Here is a 16,395-nt window from a genome sequence, read left to right as displayed (position 1 = left end):
CTTAACATTGGACCAAGCGTTCTGTTGCTTGGTGAAAAACACGACCTCGACCGTCAGTTAGCTATTTCACTTCGATTCGTAAACCTTTTGTTTACCTTTTTGGGTATCTGTTCGTCGATTCTAGAGATGTGTCCAGTTATGGGACAGCAGATTATCCCAACAGAGAAGAAATAACTCTGTTTTGGTTGCGCAACAAAGTAATCGGTTGAGCTCAAGAAGGCAGAGAACATAGTATTTATAGCCTCACTTGGGACAGGTAGGTTCTTAAAAATGCCGACAATTTTGATTTTACAAGAAAGTACATTTTTCTGCCCGGAAATTGGTAATTGGCGTTGCAAATTTGGCAAATTCGTCTAGTTAAAGATGGGTTAACAACCAAAAGCCTTCTCAAGGTCACATCGGGGAATAAGATTTTGTCAGATAATCTGTACGGATTGATTGCGTCCGCCAATCGTCGTCGTCGAGCGGCGATCGTGGTCTTTGGAGCTGCCATAGGCTTGGCATCGCTTTTCCCGCACAATGACCGCGCTATGTGGGTGCCAGAGAGCGATACACCACTTGTCTTTACAGCGGTAACTGAGGAGCTTCCCGTCACCTATCTCTCAATTGGTGGGGCGGATGATTTGTTGAATCGCTTGATAAATTCTCGCAATACTGACCCGGAGCGTAGATTGAGATCGCGCTTCATTCCGTCTGATCCGCGAGATCTTGTCCCACAGACAGGCGGTGGAAATAGCCCGGCCGCTGCTGTTCCCGAATTTGCCGATCTGCCAACCGAACTGGCGGAAGCACAAACAGTTCCCGGTAGCATTTTAAATCCGGGGCCTAGTATCAATGGGCCTGCGTCGCGCAACAGTCCAAGAACGCCCGGCGGTATTGGAGGTGGTTCTGGTGGAGGCAATCCAGGGACAGTGAACGACCCAGATCCTGTGGTTGATCCCCCTGCTCCAGAACCTCCAGTGAACGATCCGCCGATCATGTCACCGGTGCCTGAACCGATGACTTGGGCAATGTTTATCTCAGGTTTTGCAATGATCGGTGCGGTGCTGCGTAGACGTAGACGGAAAGTTGTTCCTGCCTAACTCTCTCGCAGAAGTTCACTCAATAATCAGCTGATCCTTTTTGATTGTCAGCGTTTCAAAGCGCGACAATGCACTGAGGCCCAACAGGGAGGTTTTTGGTCCTCCCTCCATGACTGCAATTTCAATCTGTCCAAGTTTTTTGCCCGCTACGGACAGTTTATCTGCATGCGACCATCTCATATCGCTATAACCGCCAGCCGTCCGAATGCGGTGTGTTGCTGTCTGTTTAGGTGTTAAACCGACTCTCGTTGCATCAGCAGCGTTGAGAACAACAACAGATGCGCCGGTGTCCACTGCAAATTTGATCGGAACATCGTTGATCTGTCCATCGACATAGAAAAGTCCATCGCGCGATCTGTTCACGAGATATTTCGCTGCAGGCTTTTCTTTTCCAGCCGGTGCAAGCTCAATAGTTTCTGCCACATTTTCCAAAGACGCCGTCATCGCCGATTCCGAGGGTATCGCTGAAAAAAACGATACCTGTAGCGCGGCCACCATTGCCCCGAGGAGCGTGAAGCCGCTCATAATCAAATGGATGGGTTGCAAAAACATCCATGCGTTTTAGACAACGGGCAGTTTGAGAACCCTTCAGTAAGAGGGTAAACAGGCCATTAAGTATGTAACGGTTCGTTTATACCGTCGTTAAGGCGCTTATGCTGGCGTTTTTGGTAAAGGCCAATCACAGCAGCGCAAAGTGCAAATATGAAAAAGGCCCATGCTGCTCCCCAATATGGCCAGCGCATGTCGGCTGTATCGCGATAGAGAACATAGTGATCAGGATGGACGTTCAAGCCTGCTTTTTCGTAAAGCAAAACAATTTCATCCGGCAAACCATCTTGCCGCAAAACTCCATTGACGGACCCGCCAGGGCCATCTTTGGTCGGAGTAATCAATCCTTGTTCCAAAAGATGTTCACGCTCGGGAGTCCTGCCCGGCATTTGGTTTCTCGGTAAAACGAATTCTGGCCGAAATACCTGCACAAAATAACGCGTCGATTTTCGATCAGCTATCCGGCTAACAATTGGAACAAAATATGTGCGCTGGTTTGCGAAAACGAGGTTCCGCTTAATCGTCGCAAGTTTTTGCCAATCAAGCGTACCATTGAGCTCTGCCTTACCCTCCTTGGGTTCGGCAAAAGGAAGGCTACCGACGTTGATCTTTTGAACGGGGCCATCCTCGCTTGGCAAAGTCATCATGAGACCGAGCGTAACTACGGCAGCAATAAGAGAAAATGCCGCAAGGACGAAAAAACTGAGCATCGCGAGGCGTGCTTTTCTTAAAGCATGCTTTCCTTGCTCTGCTAGCGATAGCTCTTCTTGATCTTTCTCTTTACCTCTAACGCGAAATATCAACCAAAGGATGAGCACAAAGAGGACTGTCAGCAACAAGACTGGCAAGATTACAGTGAGAATTGGAAGGTAGTTGCCGAACCAATTGAATTGCCATTCTGCCAAAACAGAAATCAGCCCGCGATAAAATACGGATTGAGGCAAGAGGAACAGGAAAACGAACAGCGAAAAAGCAACAGCTATCGGCAGAATATTGCCACGTATTGCGGCAAGAAGTCGATTTTTCGTTGTCTCTGACATAGCTACGCACTCTTGTGAACCAGCGGAATATCTCCACCGGTTCGATGAGTCTAGGGTTTTTGAGAGTTTTTACAGAAGTTGAAACAATCGTCCCAACAAGGAGCCAACCCTGCAAAACGAAAAAGGCGGATAGCTGGCCTTTTGTTTTTCCTATTTGTTTTACCTATTCTAAAATCAAAGTTCCTCTGTTTTCGTCAGCAGCGAGTGAGCTGTCATTGCCGTCCGCAGCAATAATCGTCTCGTTTGGCGGCGCGATAGTGCTTGGGCCAGCTTCAAATTTTGGGGTTAGAATAGGGTCAATTTCTGGTATCAAGTCGGGCGTCTCTTCGGACGAAGGTTCATTGTCTGCAAAATCCATCACGTCATCAATTACTCCTTCTGTGCCATTGATATCCGCGAGATCTTCGCCAGCATAGCGCTGAGAAAACGCCTGACGTTTGCCCCAATAGCCAGACCAACGATAGAAAATATGTGAGCCAACAGTTTTAACTTTATCGAGACTTTTTGCCCAATAGGGAACAATCCAGACTGTATGGTAGTGCGTCGCTGTGCCGACGCTTTCTTCGACTGTACCAGCGATCGCTTCGGCTGCATATTTTTGCGCTCTATTCCAGATGGAAGGAACAGGTGTTCGTGCAAGTGACCCATCACAGGTAAACGTAAATTGACAACCGGTTGAACGCTCTGATCCCTGAAATACTACGCCGCAGATATTGTTGGGATAAGCGGGATGACGTACACGGTTTAAAACAACTTGTGCGACGGCGCGTTGACCGCGCTCGGCCTCACTTGCTGCTTCATAGTAGATGGCCGATGTAAGACAGTTAATAGCGGTATTCCGGGATAACTGCGAACTGACGGTTGCTGGAACAACAAACGGGCGTGCCGGTATAATTTTCTCTTTTGAATCTGGCACAGCATTATTGAGTTTCACTGCATCTTCTGCGCTGAGTTCCAGATTTAACTCGTCAGATATGTCCGGGACTGTGGTCGGCAATCCAGGCAATTGAGATACCGCATTTCCGTTCGGTGGACCAAGATCGACAGAAACACTGTTTTTCGCCGAAATTTCGTCTCGCTCGAACAGTGATGTTCCTGATAGCAGAAGACCAGTCAGCGGTATTAGACAGAAAAGAACGACGAACAATATCCATGTCCTGAAGCGCCCCCGCCAAGTCAGGGCATATTTCTCCCGTTTTCGAGGGTTTTTATCTGCTTCGGATAAATTCATTGGTTCTTACTATTGGCGATATGAATCGCGGCTAACCTTTACCATAAACTTGAAGCGACCCAATACACTCGGTTAACATCAAAACAAGCTTGATGCAGTCATTTTTTGTGAAGAAAATCGTAAATTCTTATATAATCATATCACCGCTGTGAACAGGTCAGCAAATAAACAAAATTGACTGAAAATGTATCGAATTAGTACAGATGCCGACAAACCGATTTCAGGCATTCGTATTTCTGGCAAGAGGTGATTGAATATGATACGGCCATCATTCACAAGAAAGTATAAGCCCTTCCCCATGGCTCAAAAGTTGTTATGACATGCGTTGCTAAGAACCGGGCTGTACATAAAGATGCAAGGTTGTCGGATATCATTTTGATGTTGCTCCGGCAATTGCGGCAGAGATAGAATAGTATGACCAGTAGAGCAGCGAATTTTTCCCTACCTTCAATGAATCTATCCAGTATCTTGCTGGCGATAGGACTTGTGGCGATCATTGTGCCCACAATGATGTTTGTATCCCAAGAAAGTTGGTCACAGGAAACCGGAGCTCATGGGCCAATTGTTCTGTTCACCGGTTTGTGGCTGCTGCGCCGCCGGTGGTTGGTTGCGAAGCCTGATATGGAACCTGCACCGACATTGCCTGTCGTTCTGCTCGCAACAATATGTTTGCCGCTTTTCTTGTTTGCGCGAGTTACCCAGATTGTGGAGATTGAGGGATACCTCATGTATAGCTTGGTGCTGATCGCGCTGTATAGCCTGGTTGGTATGAAGGCCATGAAGCTAATGTGGTTTCCGCTATTCTACATGTTGTTCGTTTTTCCGCCGCCGGACACCCTTATCGCGCTTATCACGCAGCCGTTGAAAATTTTGATTTCTCAGGCGGCCATCGGATTTCTTCATGCGCTGGGATATCCGATTGGCGGGGCTGGTGTGATGATTCAAATTGGGCAATATCAACTGCTTGTCGCAGCCGCTTGCTCAGGGCTTAACTCTCTCGTCTCGTTATCGGCAATCTCTCTGTTTTACATCTACGTTCGACATCAGGCAGATTGGCGTTACGCGGTACTTTTAAGTACCATGATTATTCCGGTGGCAATAATTGCGAATTTCATCAGGGTATTGATATTGATCTTGTTAACTTATCATTCTGGTGAAGCGGCGGCCCAAGGGTTCATGCACAATTTCGCTGGGATCACTATGTTTATGATCGCTGTTCTGACGATCTTCGCTATCGACAGTGTCCTCGAGCCCATTTGGCGCCGGTTCCAGAATAAGGGAGTAGCGGCATGACTGTTGACGCTTCAACAAATGATGAAAATCAGGACGAAGGCGTCTTGAATTCACCTCTAGTGAACCGGAGGCATTTGATATTGGGCGGAGCCTTTTGTTTGGCTGCGGGACTGGCTTATGCACGGACACCGCAAGTGGTTTTTCCCGTCATTAAGAAGGACGATTTTGAAAAGCTGATACCGAAGAGCATTGGGTCTTGGAAATTTGAGACATCAAGCGGTGTCGTCCTTCCCCCACCAGATGCACTGTCCGATCGTCTCTATGACAATCTCGTCACCAGGGTTTATTCGGCCTCCGAAGATCCAGCCATCATGTTTCTAACGGCCTATAGCAACACACAAGATGGCGTGCTGCAAGTGCATCGTCCGGAAATATGTTATCCCGCAGGTGGTTATGAGCTAACACCGACGCGTCCGATAGCCATCGAAAACGGTTTGGGTGGAAGCATTCCGGCCAATGTTTTTACTGCCACGGGCCGTGATCGAACAGAGCATGTGCTCTATTGGACGCGTGTTGGAAATGAGTTTCCCTTAACGTGGGCACAGCAACGATTGGCGGTTGTAAAGGCTAATTTGAAAGGCGTGATACCCGATGGCGTTTTGGTCCGTGCCTCAATGATTGCTCCCACGGTTGATGATGCCATGCCGCATCTGACAAAATTTGCTGCCGAATTGAATCGCACCATGAACAAACAAGGCAGAGCGTTACTGAGCGGGATAAAGGCCAACGCTTAGTCCAGTTTGCTACTTGTTTTTGGGAAACTTATTCTTTGGGTTTGTTGAACTTATCAAACGGCTTCAACACCATCATGATGAAGGTGATAACCGTCGCGATTACGGCGACAGCAGCAAATTGATATCCTTCGTTGCCAAGATAATTGGCACCCGCGCAGCCAACAGAAGCGACAAGATATTGCCAGAGATGGTCCGGTGGATCATCCTCAACCGAACGATCGAGAAACAATACAATCAACCCCCCAAAAATTGCGACTGTCAGCCAATCGTAAATGGTTTCCAACTCAAGTCTCCGTTGCTATGCAAGTTGCTGTATATTTTTATGGGTCGCCAAACAAGCCAATGATTCGTTTTGTCTTTTTACTGGACAAAACTTCAGGAGAAGTAACCATGGTAAACACTGTTTCTGTCAAAAAAAGCACGCTTTTAGCCGTCACGGCCGGAGCATTGTTTCTTTCAGGTTGCGAAAAGACAGCTGAAGGTCAAGTGGCAGCCATAGTGAATGGCGAAGAGGTTACGCTACAGGAAATCAATGCTGCTTTGGGTGAAGCAAACATCCCGGAAGGCGCGGACAAAGACGTTCTAAAACAATCGGCACTGCAACAGATTGTTGATCGGCGACTTTTGGCGCAAGCGGCGAAAGAAAGCGGGATTGATCAAGATCCAGCATATCTCATTCGCCAACGCCAACTGAGTGAGGCATTACTGGTTCGTATGTATGCAGATAAGGCTGGAACAACAATCAAAGTACCGGATCAGGCCGCAATTGATCGTTATACAGAGGCTAATCCATTTACCTTTGCAAATCGTACCATTTATGCTGTCGATCAGCTTATTTTCCCCGCCCCAGCCGATCTCGCTGAGCTGAAGCAACTTGAAGTCGCTAAAACGCTGGAAGATGTTGGAGGGATTCTGACCAAGATGGGGATCAAATTTGCGCGCAAATCCGCCCAGATGGATTCGGTGCAGGTGCCCCCCGCTATGATGGCACAAATTGTTGCCTTGGATCCTGGTGAGCCATTTGTCATTCCTACTGGCGCAACGGTGACGGCCAGCGTGATTAAGGGGCAGCAGAAAGTGCCCTATGATGCTGAAAAAGCCGGGCCAATTGCAGTGAAAGCCATTCGCAATGAAGAGATGGCAAAGATCATGAAACAGCGTTTGACGGAAGCCAAAGCAAAGGCAGAGATTACCTATCAGACTGGTTTTGCTCCACCTGCGGAAAAGAGCGAAGCTGCTGATACGCCTGATGTTATTAAGAAGGCTGTGGAAGCTCCTACCGGCTAGATACTTGAAAACGTTGATTAAGAACCAGGCTTCCGGCGAACATTGTCACCGGAAGAAAGATAAACGCGTTTAACAATCCGTCAGTGAGTGTGATGATCACAATTATGGAGAAGGCGAGCGTTGATGATTGCCGGCTCTTTGGTTGATTGTGTTCCGCCTCAATTTCCTGATTAAATTGCGTGTTGCGTAGCTGAGCCAACATTGCGGCAATCGGCGAACACAGAGCTAAGAAGATACCAATCAATCCAAATTGACCGACGAGTAACAACAATAAGCCCCAGGGACGCTTGCCAAGCTCCAGCCACCAATTCCATTGGCCCGATCCCACCAGAATATATTCTTGTATCTGGGGCAACGTCTGTTGGTCCTGGGATATCCGCCAGGCGAAGGAACTGCGACCGGTTGCGCGTAATGCGTCCATGGCAAGCTGCCCGACCGCCGTTTCCTTGGCGATTGACCTCAGTGGAATGATGCCACTTCCGTAAACGGCTAGTCCTATGCCTATTAGGATCAGTGCCGGAACGGCCATTTTGCTAGAATAGCGCAACAGTCGGTCCGACTGTAGGATGGCTATACCTGCTCCCATCAACAGTAACGCACCTATGGATTGAGCCGCTACTGCCAAAGTGCACAGCGTGACTGCAGCCACCATCCGCCACTTTTTCTCGTCATTGGAAGGCACTGTTTTAACGCGCCATATTGCCAATAGCGCCGCACAACAAACCCACAACCCATACTGGTTACCATCCTCAAACATGGCTAGCGGTCGATATCCCAGATATCTCTCAGCACCGACATCCGCAAAAGGGTGCACGCCAAATATCCATTCATAAACCCGTTGCCCGGATGCTCCTTCAATGATGGCGATTGGCAGGAGCGACAAAGTGAGACCCACTATGATGTCGGCAAGGGCCAACCGCCCTGCCCGTTCGCTAAAATATATGCGCCCGAGTAGCCACGGTACGCCCCATAGGACGAACAAATAGATGCTCGACAGCCAGCCGACGGGTTCAGTAACAATGAAAAGTGATTGGACAGTTGGCCAAAGACACCATCCGGCCATAGGCAGATCAATTATTGAAGGGCGAAAATGCAAGAATCTTCGATGATCGAACAGCAAAGCGCCGATCAAGGCCGTTATTGCTGCAATCACAGCCTTGTTAACAAGCTCGTTCGCCGGCAAAGCCAAAGTCATTATGAGGTAGGAAGGTAGCGCCGCTGCATCTGCTGGTTCTGCCGGTATCATTGAGTAAAAGGAAACCGGCAGAAATATCAGGCCCGAGAGATAGACGGTTGCGACAGCCCTTTGTGGCGCAAGGAAAGCAAAACTAAGCAACCCCAAAAGGATAAATACAATATATGCGATCGATACTGCACTCATCTGTTCGGTTTCACCCTGTTTTATCCTTGCACTTTCTATAGGCTATAAAGCCTGAATGTCTCTATTCGATAATCCTACCCAGGCTCTGGGAATTTTTGCCTTCAGCGCTGCTTTTTTGAGTTGTTTGTTTGCTGGCCGCGTTACGAACTCGCGATTTTGGTATTCTCTCTCCGCAATATATCTTTTGTTTGTGCCGGAAATGTTTGTGGGTTGGCGACACGGCGTTCGAATGAAGGTCAATGACGTCATGCAGTCGATGAACCTTTACGACGACCGAGCAGTGATGCAATGGGCTTTGATAGGGATATTAATATTGGTCTTACTTGGTTGCTTACAAGCCTACCGAATCTCAAAAAATGACGGCCGCTTGCGAACGCGAAACCACGCAGTTCCAATAGTCGCAACAGCAATTTTGGTTCTTCTGCTTATGATCGAGATTATTTCATTTCATGAGGTGGATGCTCTGCTCTATCGGGAGTTTTCAGGGATAATGGCCATTGCTTGGATGTGGGCAATACTGGCAATTGCTGTGATTACGACTGCTCTGCGTGACGTTGTGGTTCTTTCCGATCTGGAAGAAGCACAAAGATGATTAACGCGTTTGATTTCGCCAGTTGTTGCGGTAACGCATCCTGAACGATCAGGGATTTGGCTCATGAGATTATTGTTCGCGTTGCCGGGCTTCCACAAATATGAACGCGGTGCAGAAATTGCTCTGCTATCTGTTGCTAAAGAATTAGCGAAAACGGGCGATGATGTGACAGTCATTGGCTCAGGACAAGCGCGACCTGACGATCCTTATAAATTCATTCATGCAGGCTCAATCCGCCGCGAGAATTTTGAAAAATTTCCTTTCATTCCTCTTTTCCGCAGCGAAACAGTTTATGAAGAAGCGACATTCGCTGCCAACCTTGCTCTCCGATACCGGCCAGCTGATTTTGATGCGGTGCTGACTTGCTCCTTTCCCTTCACCAACATGGCACTCCGTCGTCCAGTTTTGGGCGGGAAAAAACCGTTGAACTTGTTCATCACGCAAAATGGTGAATGGCCAGCAGTTTCCAATGATGCCGAATATCGATTTTTCGATTGTGATGGCCTGGTTTGTACCAATCCAGACTATTTTGAGACTAACAAGGAACGTTGGAACTGCGCGCTCATTCCCAACGGAATTTCCATCGAGCGTTTCAAGCTAGGCCCAGGCGACAGAGCGGCGCTGGGTTTTCCGGAGGATCGCAAGATTATTCTGATGGTAAGCGCTCTTATTCCAACAAAACGGGTGCAGGATGGGATCCGGGCGGTTGCACCGATGGAGGATGCCCACCTTGTGGTAGCCGGTGACGGACCGATGCGCGACGAAGTAAAAGCGCTGGCAAACGAATTATTGCCGGGGCGGTTCACACAACTCACTGTTACACCCGATCAAATGCCGACGCTTTACCAGTCGGCCGATGTGTTTTTGCACATGTCTTTGCTCGAATCGTTTGGGAATGTGTTTCCGGAAGCCATGGCCTGCGGTCTGCCCATTGTCGGCCATGATACGCCGCGTTTGCGATGGATTGTCGGCGATGAGGAGTTTTTGGTTGATACTGAAAATCTGACTGCTGTGACTACAGCATTGACGGAAGCCTTGGCGGCAAGAGCAGCCGCCCCAGCCAAAGTATCGGAACGCGCATTGAGTTTTGCTTGGACCAATATTGCCCAGCAATATCGCGATTATCTCACCAGATTAATGGAAAATCAGGCCTGAGCGGGAATAGTGTCGAGATTTTCGAAATAGGCTATGGTTTTTTCCAAGCCCTCTTTCAATTCTATCGCAGGTTCCCAACCCAACTCCTTTTTCGCAAGGTCTATATTGGGTTGACGCTGTTTCGGATCATCTTGTGGCAATGGCAAATCGATGATCTTCGAACCAGAATTCGTCATTTCGACCACCAATTCCGCTAGTTCTCTTATCGAAAACTCATTCGGATTACCGATATTGACTGGGCCGGTGAATCCATCGCGACTGTTCATGAGTTTCATCAACCCATCGACGAGATTGTCGACGTAACAGAAGCTCCGAGTCTGGCTTCCGTTTCCGAAGATGGTAATGTCTTCGCCTTTAATGGCCTGCATGATGAAATTGGACACAACCCGGCCGTCGGACGGATGCATCCTCGGACCATATGTGTTGAATATCCGAGCGACTTTGATCTCGATATCATGCTGTCGATGATAGTCGAAAAACAGCGTTTCGGCGCAACGTTTGCCTTCATCATAGCATGAACGGATGCCGATCGGATTGACGTTGCCCCAATAATCCTCCGTCTGTGGATGCACGACGGGGTCACCATAGACTTCGCTAGTGGATGCCTGCAAAATTTTGCATTTCAGGCGCTTGGCAAGGCCCAACATATTGATCGCGCCATGAACGGAAACCTTGGTGGTCTGCACGGGATCATGTTGATAATGGATTGGCGACGCCGGGCAGGCGAGATTGTAAATCTCGTCCACTTCAACAAATAGCGGCAAACAGATGTCATGCCGCATGAATTCAAAGCGAGGATGTTGCAGCAAATGCGCGATATTATTCTTCGATCCGGTGAAAAGATTATCAACGCAAAGGACTTCGTGACCTTGCTCAATCAACCGGTCAATAAGATGTGAGCCGAGAAACCCACAGCCACCGGTGACCAATACCCGTTTTTGTAAAAAGTAATTTCGGCTCATGCCAATATCTCCGGTGAAATCAGTGTGATGTCGATACAGACGGCTGCCATAGCTCGCAATAGTGATGATATATTTAATCTGTAGCCGTTGAAACAATTGGAAATTATCGATTTGCAGCGATGCATAATCATCGTGACGCAGGATCATGGATTTGTTACGTCCTTGCGCATGGGAAACATACAGTCGTGAACAGCAAATATTCGATCATGAATCTGTTTCGAACCGTTCTGGCTTTCGGTACATTATTTAGCATCGGCCCTGCCCTGGCTGACACAGCTCCAAAAGCTGCCAGTGTCGAGTTACCTGCTATTCCGAGCAATTTTGATACCCAGGTCGAATATGTTCCGGGCTGGGGGAGCGGGAAAATTCCAAAAAGTGCTGCGCCAGATGTTGTTGGCGCTTTTCGTTTTCTGTGTAGCCCAGGGCAGCTCAGCTATGATGATCCGATTGTTTATCCCGGCGAGCCGGGTAAATCCCATTTGCATCAGTTTTTCGGAAATACCGAAGCCGATGCACATTCGACCTATGAAAGCCTTCGCAAAACCGGCGACAGTACTTGCAATAATCGTCTGAATCGGTCTGCCTATTGGATGCCGGCAATGATGAATGGTCGAGGCCAGGTCGTGAAACCGCGATATGTCACCATCTATTACAAACGTATCCCGTCATCGTCACCCGATTGCCTGACGCGCGGCAAAAAACCAGAGAATATCTGCATCAGTATTCCACGCGGACTTCGATTCATATTCGGTCATGATATGTTGAATGAATCTGGTGAGAAAACCGGCAAAGGATATTTTAATTGCGATGGTCCTGGCGCGAAGTCAGGCACCTATCCCGATATCGTTACTGCTGCCCAATATTGCCCCGTAGGTACCAAAATAGGCGCATTGATCAGCGCGCCAGATTGTTGGGATGGCCGCAACCTCTATAGCGATGATCATCGATCACATGTGGCATATCGCAAATATGGTCGTGATGGTAAGGCCAGATGCCCAAAGACGCATCCTTACCGGATGCCAACTTTCACCTTGGGGGCTTGGTATGATGTTGATGAAACCCTCGATCGTTCTGGTGTCTGGGATCCAGAAAATCCAAGCTGGCATTTGTCATCCGATTATATGCCGGGAATGAAACCTGCAAAGCCGGGGTCAACATTCCACACCGATTGGTTTGGCGCTTGGGATGATGAGGCTTTGGCGCTTTGGGTTGCCAATTGCATAGACAAGTTGCTGAACTGTTCCGGCGGCGAGTTGGGGGATGGCAGACAAATGAAGCCAAGGAACGGGTATAACAATCAGGGACAGAAAAGGATATTCGATCCGCCACCTGACCCGGGTTTGCACCACCATGGACATGAAACGAAGGTTAGCGACGTGCAAGCAACCGGTGGAAAAATATGATCGATCTGGAAAACGGTCTTTCCCTGGCGTCATGGCTCCTGGCGGTTCCCTTCATCCTTCTCTTCGCTATTTTTGTTGTTGAGCTGACTTTTGGTCTGTTTCGCAGAAATGATCAGGATGAGGCCCAAATGGCTGCCCAATCAGAAAAGTTGAACATTGCTATTTTGATCCCGGCGCATAACGAAGCATCGATTATTACCGAGACCATCGAAACGCTTAGCGATAACATCCCAAGCAATGCAGAAATTTTGGTTGTGGCTGACAATTGTAGCGATGCTACAGCTGAACTTGCGCGAAGGGCTGGAGCGAAAGTTGCCGAGCGTGAGGACGAAACGCGCCGTGGCAAAGGCCATGCTCTTGACTTTGGTCGCGACATATTGGCCGCTGATCCGCCAGATTGTGTCATTGTGATGGATGCGGACTGCGCGCTGGGTAAAAATAGCGCGGCCAAACTGGCATCAGTTGCTTTAGCCAAAGCCGTGCCTGTCCAGGCAACCAATCTCATTCACAGTGCCCCCGACGCGCCTCCGGTCGTGCAGATATCTAATTTCGCCATGCTCGTGAAAAATCTCGTGAGGCAGCGCGGGATGACAAGGCTCGGCGGTGCTGCTCTTTTGACGGGTACTGGCATGGCTTTTCCATGGTCTGTTTTTGCTACGGTACCGCTTGCTAACAGCCACCTCGCCGAAGATCTCGCCCTTGGCATTACCGTTACCCAGCAAGGCCGGACACCTCTTTTCCTTGAATCTGCAAGCGTCTCAAGTGAAGCGGCAGCTGAGGAAGACACATTGGTTCAACGAACACGGTGGGAGCATGGTTTTCTGACGACAGCCAAGCGCGATGCCATACCCTTGGTTATCTCTGGGCTGCGCAGGATATCACGGCCAGAATTTTTTCTAGGGCTGCATTTGTTAGTTCCGCTCTTGGCACTTTTGATGGCGACGGGCATCTTCATGCTCCTGTTACTTGCAGGTGCCACGTATCTGGGGGCTACACCTCTGCCCTTCCTTTTGCTGTTGGGCATGTTCAGTTTGGCCATTTTGATGACCGTTATAATATGGCTGATGGAGGGACGCCGGGTTTTGACTTTTGGAGCGTTGATGAGAATTCCGCTCTATATCCTTTGGAAAATCCCGGTTTATTTGAACTTCATGCGAGGCAGCGAAACGCGGTGGATTAGAACAAGACGTTCCGGTGAAGCCGCTGTTCCTGAAAACAAGGACGACTAAGGCTTGCCAGACTTGTTATGCTCCAGAAAAATTTTGAAGATTCTTGGGCCTTCGACAAGATAACGGCGCCACAAGCGAGACGGCTCGCTAAAGAGCCTGAATGACCATTCCAACCCGGCCTTCTGCATCCATACAGGCGCACGCTTTTTAACCGATGTTATAAATTCCAGCGAAGCACCTATGCACAAGCCAACGCCTGTAGCTTTACCGGATTTCTGGCATTGATGGGCGATGATTTCACTCTGCGGCGCACCGATGGCGAAGAGGATATAATGCGCTTTTGCATCGGCAACGAAATCGACGATATCGACCATTGCATTGGGTTTTGTGAGAATGCCCATAGGGGGAATATGCTGCGTATAGGTTGGAGCTGGGTAAAGGCGTGATAAATCGCGCAGCAGGTTTGCATCGCCCCCGATAATTGCCACACGATCCCCCTGCCCTAACCTGTTTTGGAATAGGGATGCCGTTAGGTCACTGCCTGGAACGACGGTCAGGTCAATGCCGGCAAAGCGGGCCAAGGCGCGCACGACCCGACTGTCGCATAATGTCAAAGATGCGGCTTCATAGGCTTCGCGAAAGGCCGTATTTCGGGCATCTGGTATTTCAGGGTACAAATTTACAAAGTGATCGACATTGGGTGTCACGATATAGGAAAACTGGTCAGCTCTGGCCATATTGTCAACGGTATCAAGGGCTTGCTGCAGATTCAGAGGAGCAATATCGATCCCCAGAAACGAGATAGTGTTATCTGCCTGCCTTGGCTGGTCCATATCGGGTATCGGAGCTGCCGTTTCTGACATTAGTTAAGCCGTCCAAATAGCCCGCGGGTCGGCGGTGTGCCTGGCGGTACGTCTATGGCATAGATTATATTAGCAGCTTTCGCCCCCAAATTGGCTTGCTGTCTGCAGCTTTCCAAGTCTGCTTCTTCACAAGTTTTTTCATATAATTGCCATGCTTTGACAGAGGCAGTTGTGTCCCGGGCAAATGTACGCGCAACTATGGTTGCTCGGACCTTATCATCGTTATCCAGCAGAAAATCGGTATATTTTTCGAACAGAATCAGATCCTGTGGGAGTTGCTTTGCAGCGTCAACAAACACGCGTTTCGCACCATTTTTGTCATTTTTTGCAGTGTAGACATCAATCAGGCTCAAATAGCCAGCGCGTAGTTTTGGATTGTCTCTCACAATTATCTGCGCGTCATTTATGGCTTTCGCATAGTTTTTGTCTGCGATTGATTGCTTCACTCGGATCAGTAACGCATCCGCATTTGTTTCATCTTCATCCAATATGATGGATGCAAATCTGTTAGCCTCAGCAGTTTCTCCCATCTCATAAAGCGTGCGAGCATAAAGCGCGCTGGCTTCAAGAGAAATTTGCCGGGAAACCGATTGCAATATCCGGTTAGCTTCCGTTGCTTTTCCGCGTGCCAGAAGATACCGGCCAATAGCGATCCGAGATTCCAGAGAACCTTCTTTCGACAGAAAGGAAAACATATTTTCGGTCAAAGGGTTTGGATCATATTCGAGCCATAAGTTCGTAATCTTCACTAATGCCCTGTTGTCAGTCAGTTTTTTACGCAACATCGGTTCAATTAACTTGCGCGCTTCCAATGGTTCTCCCGATTTGTAGAGCGTATTCGCATAGTCAATTTGCATGTGAATATCATCTGGTCTGCGCTCCATCAGTCTTTCGAAAGTAGCCTTCATTTCGGGCAGATTGCTGGTCACACGATATAACTCGATCAGTGTCATATCGGCGCCCTCAGTGTAATTCTGGTCTTCAGTAGAGCTTTGAATGAGTTCCAGGGCTTCATCGGTTCTATTGGTCAGCGCTAAGGTTCTCGCCTTTAAAATCGTCCCAGCTTCATCACCGGGCCGAACTGCTAGTATTCTGTTAGCATAACCCAAAGCGTCTTTGTGTTTACGCCGAACCAGTGCAACCAACCCTTTCGTTAACAATGCTTCTGGTAATTCAGGAGAAAAGGAAAGCATAGTATCTGCCGCCCGTTCTGCTTCTCTTAGGTGACCCGTCCGCAATCCCAATTGCGACACTGCCTGGAGTGCTTCAGCATTGGTTGCTTCCAACGATAATGCATCAGAATATGCCAAATATGCATCCGTTGGCCGCCCCGAAGCCAATTCAATTCTTCCCTTCAATAAGTGAAGTTTGGGATCGTCATCCCGCGCGGCAAGTGCTTCTGAAATGGCTTTGCGAGCCCCGTAATAGTTTTTCTGATCGAATAATTGTTGAGCTTCCAACCCTGCTTGCGCGGCATTTTCAGAAGCAGAATCACATCCGTTCAGCCCGATTGACAAAAAACCAACCAAAATCCAGGTCGGAATTCTTCGAATCGGCAGCGTTAACGATAACATGTTTCTTTTCATGATAATTAAATGTCACAGTTCACAGAGGCAATTGGTGTGATAAACCAACAAAATACATGGTTAAGACC

16 protein-coding genes are annotated in these 16,395 nt (G+C 48.5%); 8 read left to right on the top strand and 8 right to left on the bottom strand.

Annotation, left to right across the window (positions count from 1 at the left end; genetic code table 11):
• Positions 1 to 413 precede the first annotated feature (413 nt).
• Positions 414 to 1,082, top strand: coding sequence for a PEPxxWA-CTERM sorting domain-containing protein (locus BS29_RS09370; RefSeq protein ID WP_229953404.1), 669 nt, complete (start codon positions 414 to 416; stop codon positions 1,080 to 1,082).
• Between the two features lie 15 nt (positions 1,083 to 1,097).
• Here the strand turns inward: BS29_RS09370 and BS29_RS09365 are convergent, their stop codons facing one another.
• The 3 genes from BS29_RS09365 to BS29_RS09355 form a co-directional block, all read right to left on the bottom strand.
• Positions 1,098 to 1,526 carry a retropepsin-like aspartic protease family protein gene (locus BS29_RS09365; protein WP_229953403.1) on the bottom strand — a complete coding sequence of 143 codons (429 nt, stop codon included), beginning with the start codon at positions 1,524 to 1,526 and terminating at the stop codon, positions 1,098 to 1,100.
• A 167-nt stretch (positions 1,527 to 1,693) separates the two neighbouring features.
• Positions 1,694 to 2,671, bottom strand: coding sequence for a hypothetical protein (locus tag BS29_RS09360; RefSeq protein ID WP_229953402.1), 978 nt, complete (start codon positions 2,669 to 2,671; stop codon positions 1,694 to 1,696).
• 163 nt (positions 2,672 to 2,834) lie between these two features.
• On the bottom strand, positions 2,835 to 3,902 hold the full coding sequence (locus BS29_RS09355) for a cell wall hydrolase (RefSeq protein WP_229953401.1): 1,068 nt from the start codon (positions 3,900 to 3,902) through the stop codon (positions 2,835 to 2,837).
• 507 nt (positions 3,903 to 4,409) lie between these two features.
• Between BS29_RS09355 and xrtV the strand changes: the two genes are divergently transcribed.
• Together xrtV and epsI are read left to right on the top strand one after the other, a co-directional pair.
• Positions 4,410 to 5,195: an exosortase V gene (gene xrtV, locus BS29_RS09350; protein ID WP_229953400.1), complete on the top strand. Its 786-nt coding sequence runs from the start codon at positions 4,410 to 4,412 to the stop codon at positions 5,193 to 5,195.
• On the top strand, positions 5,192 to 5,929 hold the full coding sequence (epsI, locus tag BS29_RS09345) for an exosortase-associated protein EpsI, V-type (protein ID WP_229953399.1): 738 nt from the start codon (positions 5,192 to 5,194) through the stop codon (positions 5,927 to 5,929). The genes xrtV and epsI overlap by 4 nt, the downstream gene beginning before the upstream one ends.
• A gap of 28 nt (positions 5,930 to 5,957) precedes the next feature.
• On the opposite strand, the gene BS29_RS09340 is transcribed toward epsI, so the two are convergent.
• Positions 5,958 to 6,212 (bottom strand): XrtV sorting system accessory protein, encoded by a 255-nt coding sequence (locus BS29_RS09340; RefSeq protein WP_229953398.1) that lies wholly within the window; start codon positions 6,210 to 6,212, stop codon positions 5,958 to 5,960.
• Between the two features lie 59 nt (positions 6,213 to 6,271).
• On the opposite strand from BS29_RS09340, the gene BS29_RS09335 reads away from it, so the two are divergent.
• On the top strand, positions 6,272 to 7,216 hold the full coding sequence (locus tag BS29_RS09335) for a SurA N-terminal domain-containing protein (RefSeq protein WP_229953397.1): 945 nt from the start codon (positions 6,272 to 6,274) through the stop codon (positions 7,214 to 7,216).
• On the opposite strand, the gene BS29_RS09330 is transcribed toward BS29_RS09335, so the two are convergent.
• Positions 7,206 to 8,597 (bottom strand): hypothetical protein, encoded by a 1,392-nt coding sequence (locus tag BS29_RS09330; protein WP_229953396.1) that lies wholly within the window; start codon positions 8,595 to 8,597, stop codon positions 7,206 to 7,208. The two genes, BS29_RS09335 and BS29_RS09330, sit on opposite strands and share 11 nt — an antisense overlap.
• 55 nt (positions 8,598 to 8,652) lie before the next feature.
• Here BS29_RS09330 and BS29_RS09325 point away from each other — a divergent pair, with 55 nt between their 5' ends.
• Positions 8,653 to 9,189 (top strand): hypothetical protein, encoded by a 537-nt coding sequence (locus tag BS29_RS09325; protein WP_229953395.1) that lies wholly within the window; start codon positions 8,653 to 8,655, stop codon positions 9,187 to 9,189.
• Between the two features lie 63 nt (positions 9,190 to 9,252).
• A complete protein-coding gene (locus BS29_RS09320; RefSeq protein WP_229953394.1) occupies positions 9,253 to 10,344 on the top strand; it encodes a glycosyltransferase family 4 protein in 1,092 nt (363 codons plus the stop codon).
• Here BS29_RS09320 and BS29_RS09315 read toward each other — a convergent pair.
• Positions 10,335 to 11,453 (bottom strand): UDP-glucuronic acid decarboxylase family protein, encoded by a 1,119-nt coding sequence (locus tag BS29_RS09315; protein ID WP_229953393.1) that lies wholly within the window; start codon positions 11,451 to 11,453, stop codon positions 10,335 to 10,337. The genes BS29_RS09320 and BS29_RS09315 overlap by 10 nt on opposite strands.
• 59 nt (positions 11,454 to 11,512) lie before the next feature.
• Between BS29_RS09315 and BS29_RS09310 the strand changes: the two genes are divergently transcribed.
• Together BS29_RS09310 and BS29_RS09305 are read left to right on the top strand one after the other, a co-directional pair.
• Positions 11,513 to 12,709: a DUF1996 domain-containing protein gene (locus BS29_RS09310; protein WP_229953392.1), complete on the top strand. Its 1,197-nt coding sequence runs from the start codon at positions 11,513 to 11,515 to the stop codon at positions 12,707 to 12,709.
• Complete coding sequence (locus tag BS29_RS09305; protein WP_229953391.1) at positions 12,706 to 13,938, top strand: glycosyltransferase family 2 protein; 1,233 nt, start codon at positions 12,706 to 12,708, stop codon at positions 13,936 to 13,938. Before BS29_RS09310 ends, BS29_RS09305 begins: the two co-directional genes overlap by 4 nt.
• Here BS29_RS09305 and BS29_RS09300 read toward each other — a convergent pair.
• Positions 13,935 to 14,741 (bottom strand): WecB/TagA/CpsF family glycosyltransferase, encoded by an 807-nt coding sequence (locus BS29_RS09300; RefSeq protein ID WP_229953390.1) that lies wholly within the window; start codon positions 14,739 to 14,741, stop codon positions 13,935 to 13,937. The genes BS29_RS09305 and BS29_RS09300 overlap by 4 nt on opposite strands.
• Positions 14,741 to 16,327, bottom strand: coding sequence for a tetratricopeptide repeat protein (locus tag BS29_RS09295; protein WP_229953389.1), 1,587 nt, complete (start codon positions 16,325 to 16,327; stop codon positions 14,741 to 14,743). The genes BS29_RS09300 and BS29_RS09295 overlap by 1 nt, the downstream gene beginning before the upstream one ends.
• Positions 16,328 to 16,395 lie beyond the last annotated feature (68 nt).

Origin of the sequence: Parasphingorhabdus litoris DSM 22379, assembly GCF_020906275.1 — a bacterium.
In the GTDB taxonomy this organism is placed as follows: Bacteria; Pseudomonadota; Alphaproteobacteria; order Sphingomonadales; family Sphingomonadaceae; genus Parasphingorhabdus; species Parasphingorhabdus litoris.
Note: the sequence above shows the minus strand (reverse complement) of the source record. Positions and strands in the feature narration are given on the sequence as shown.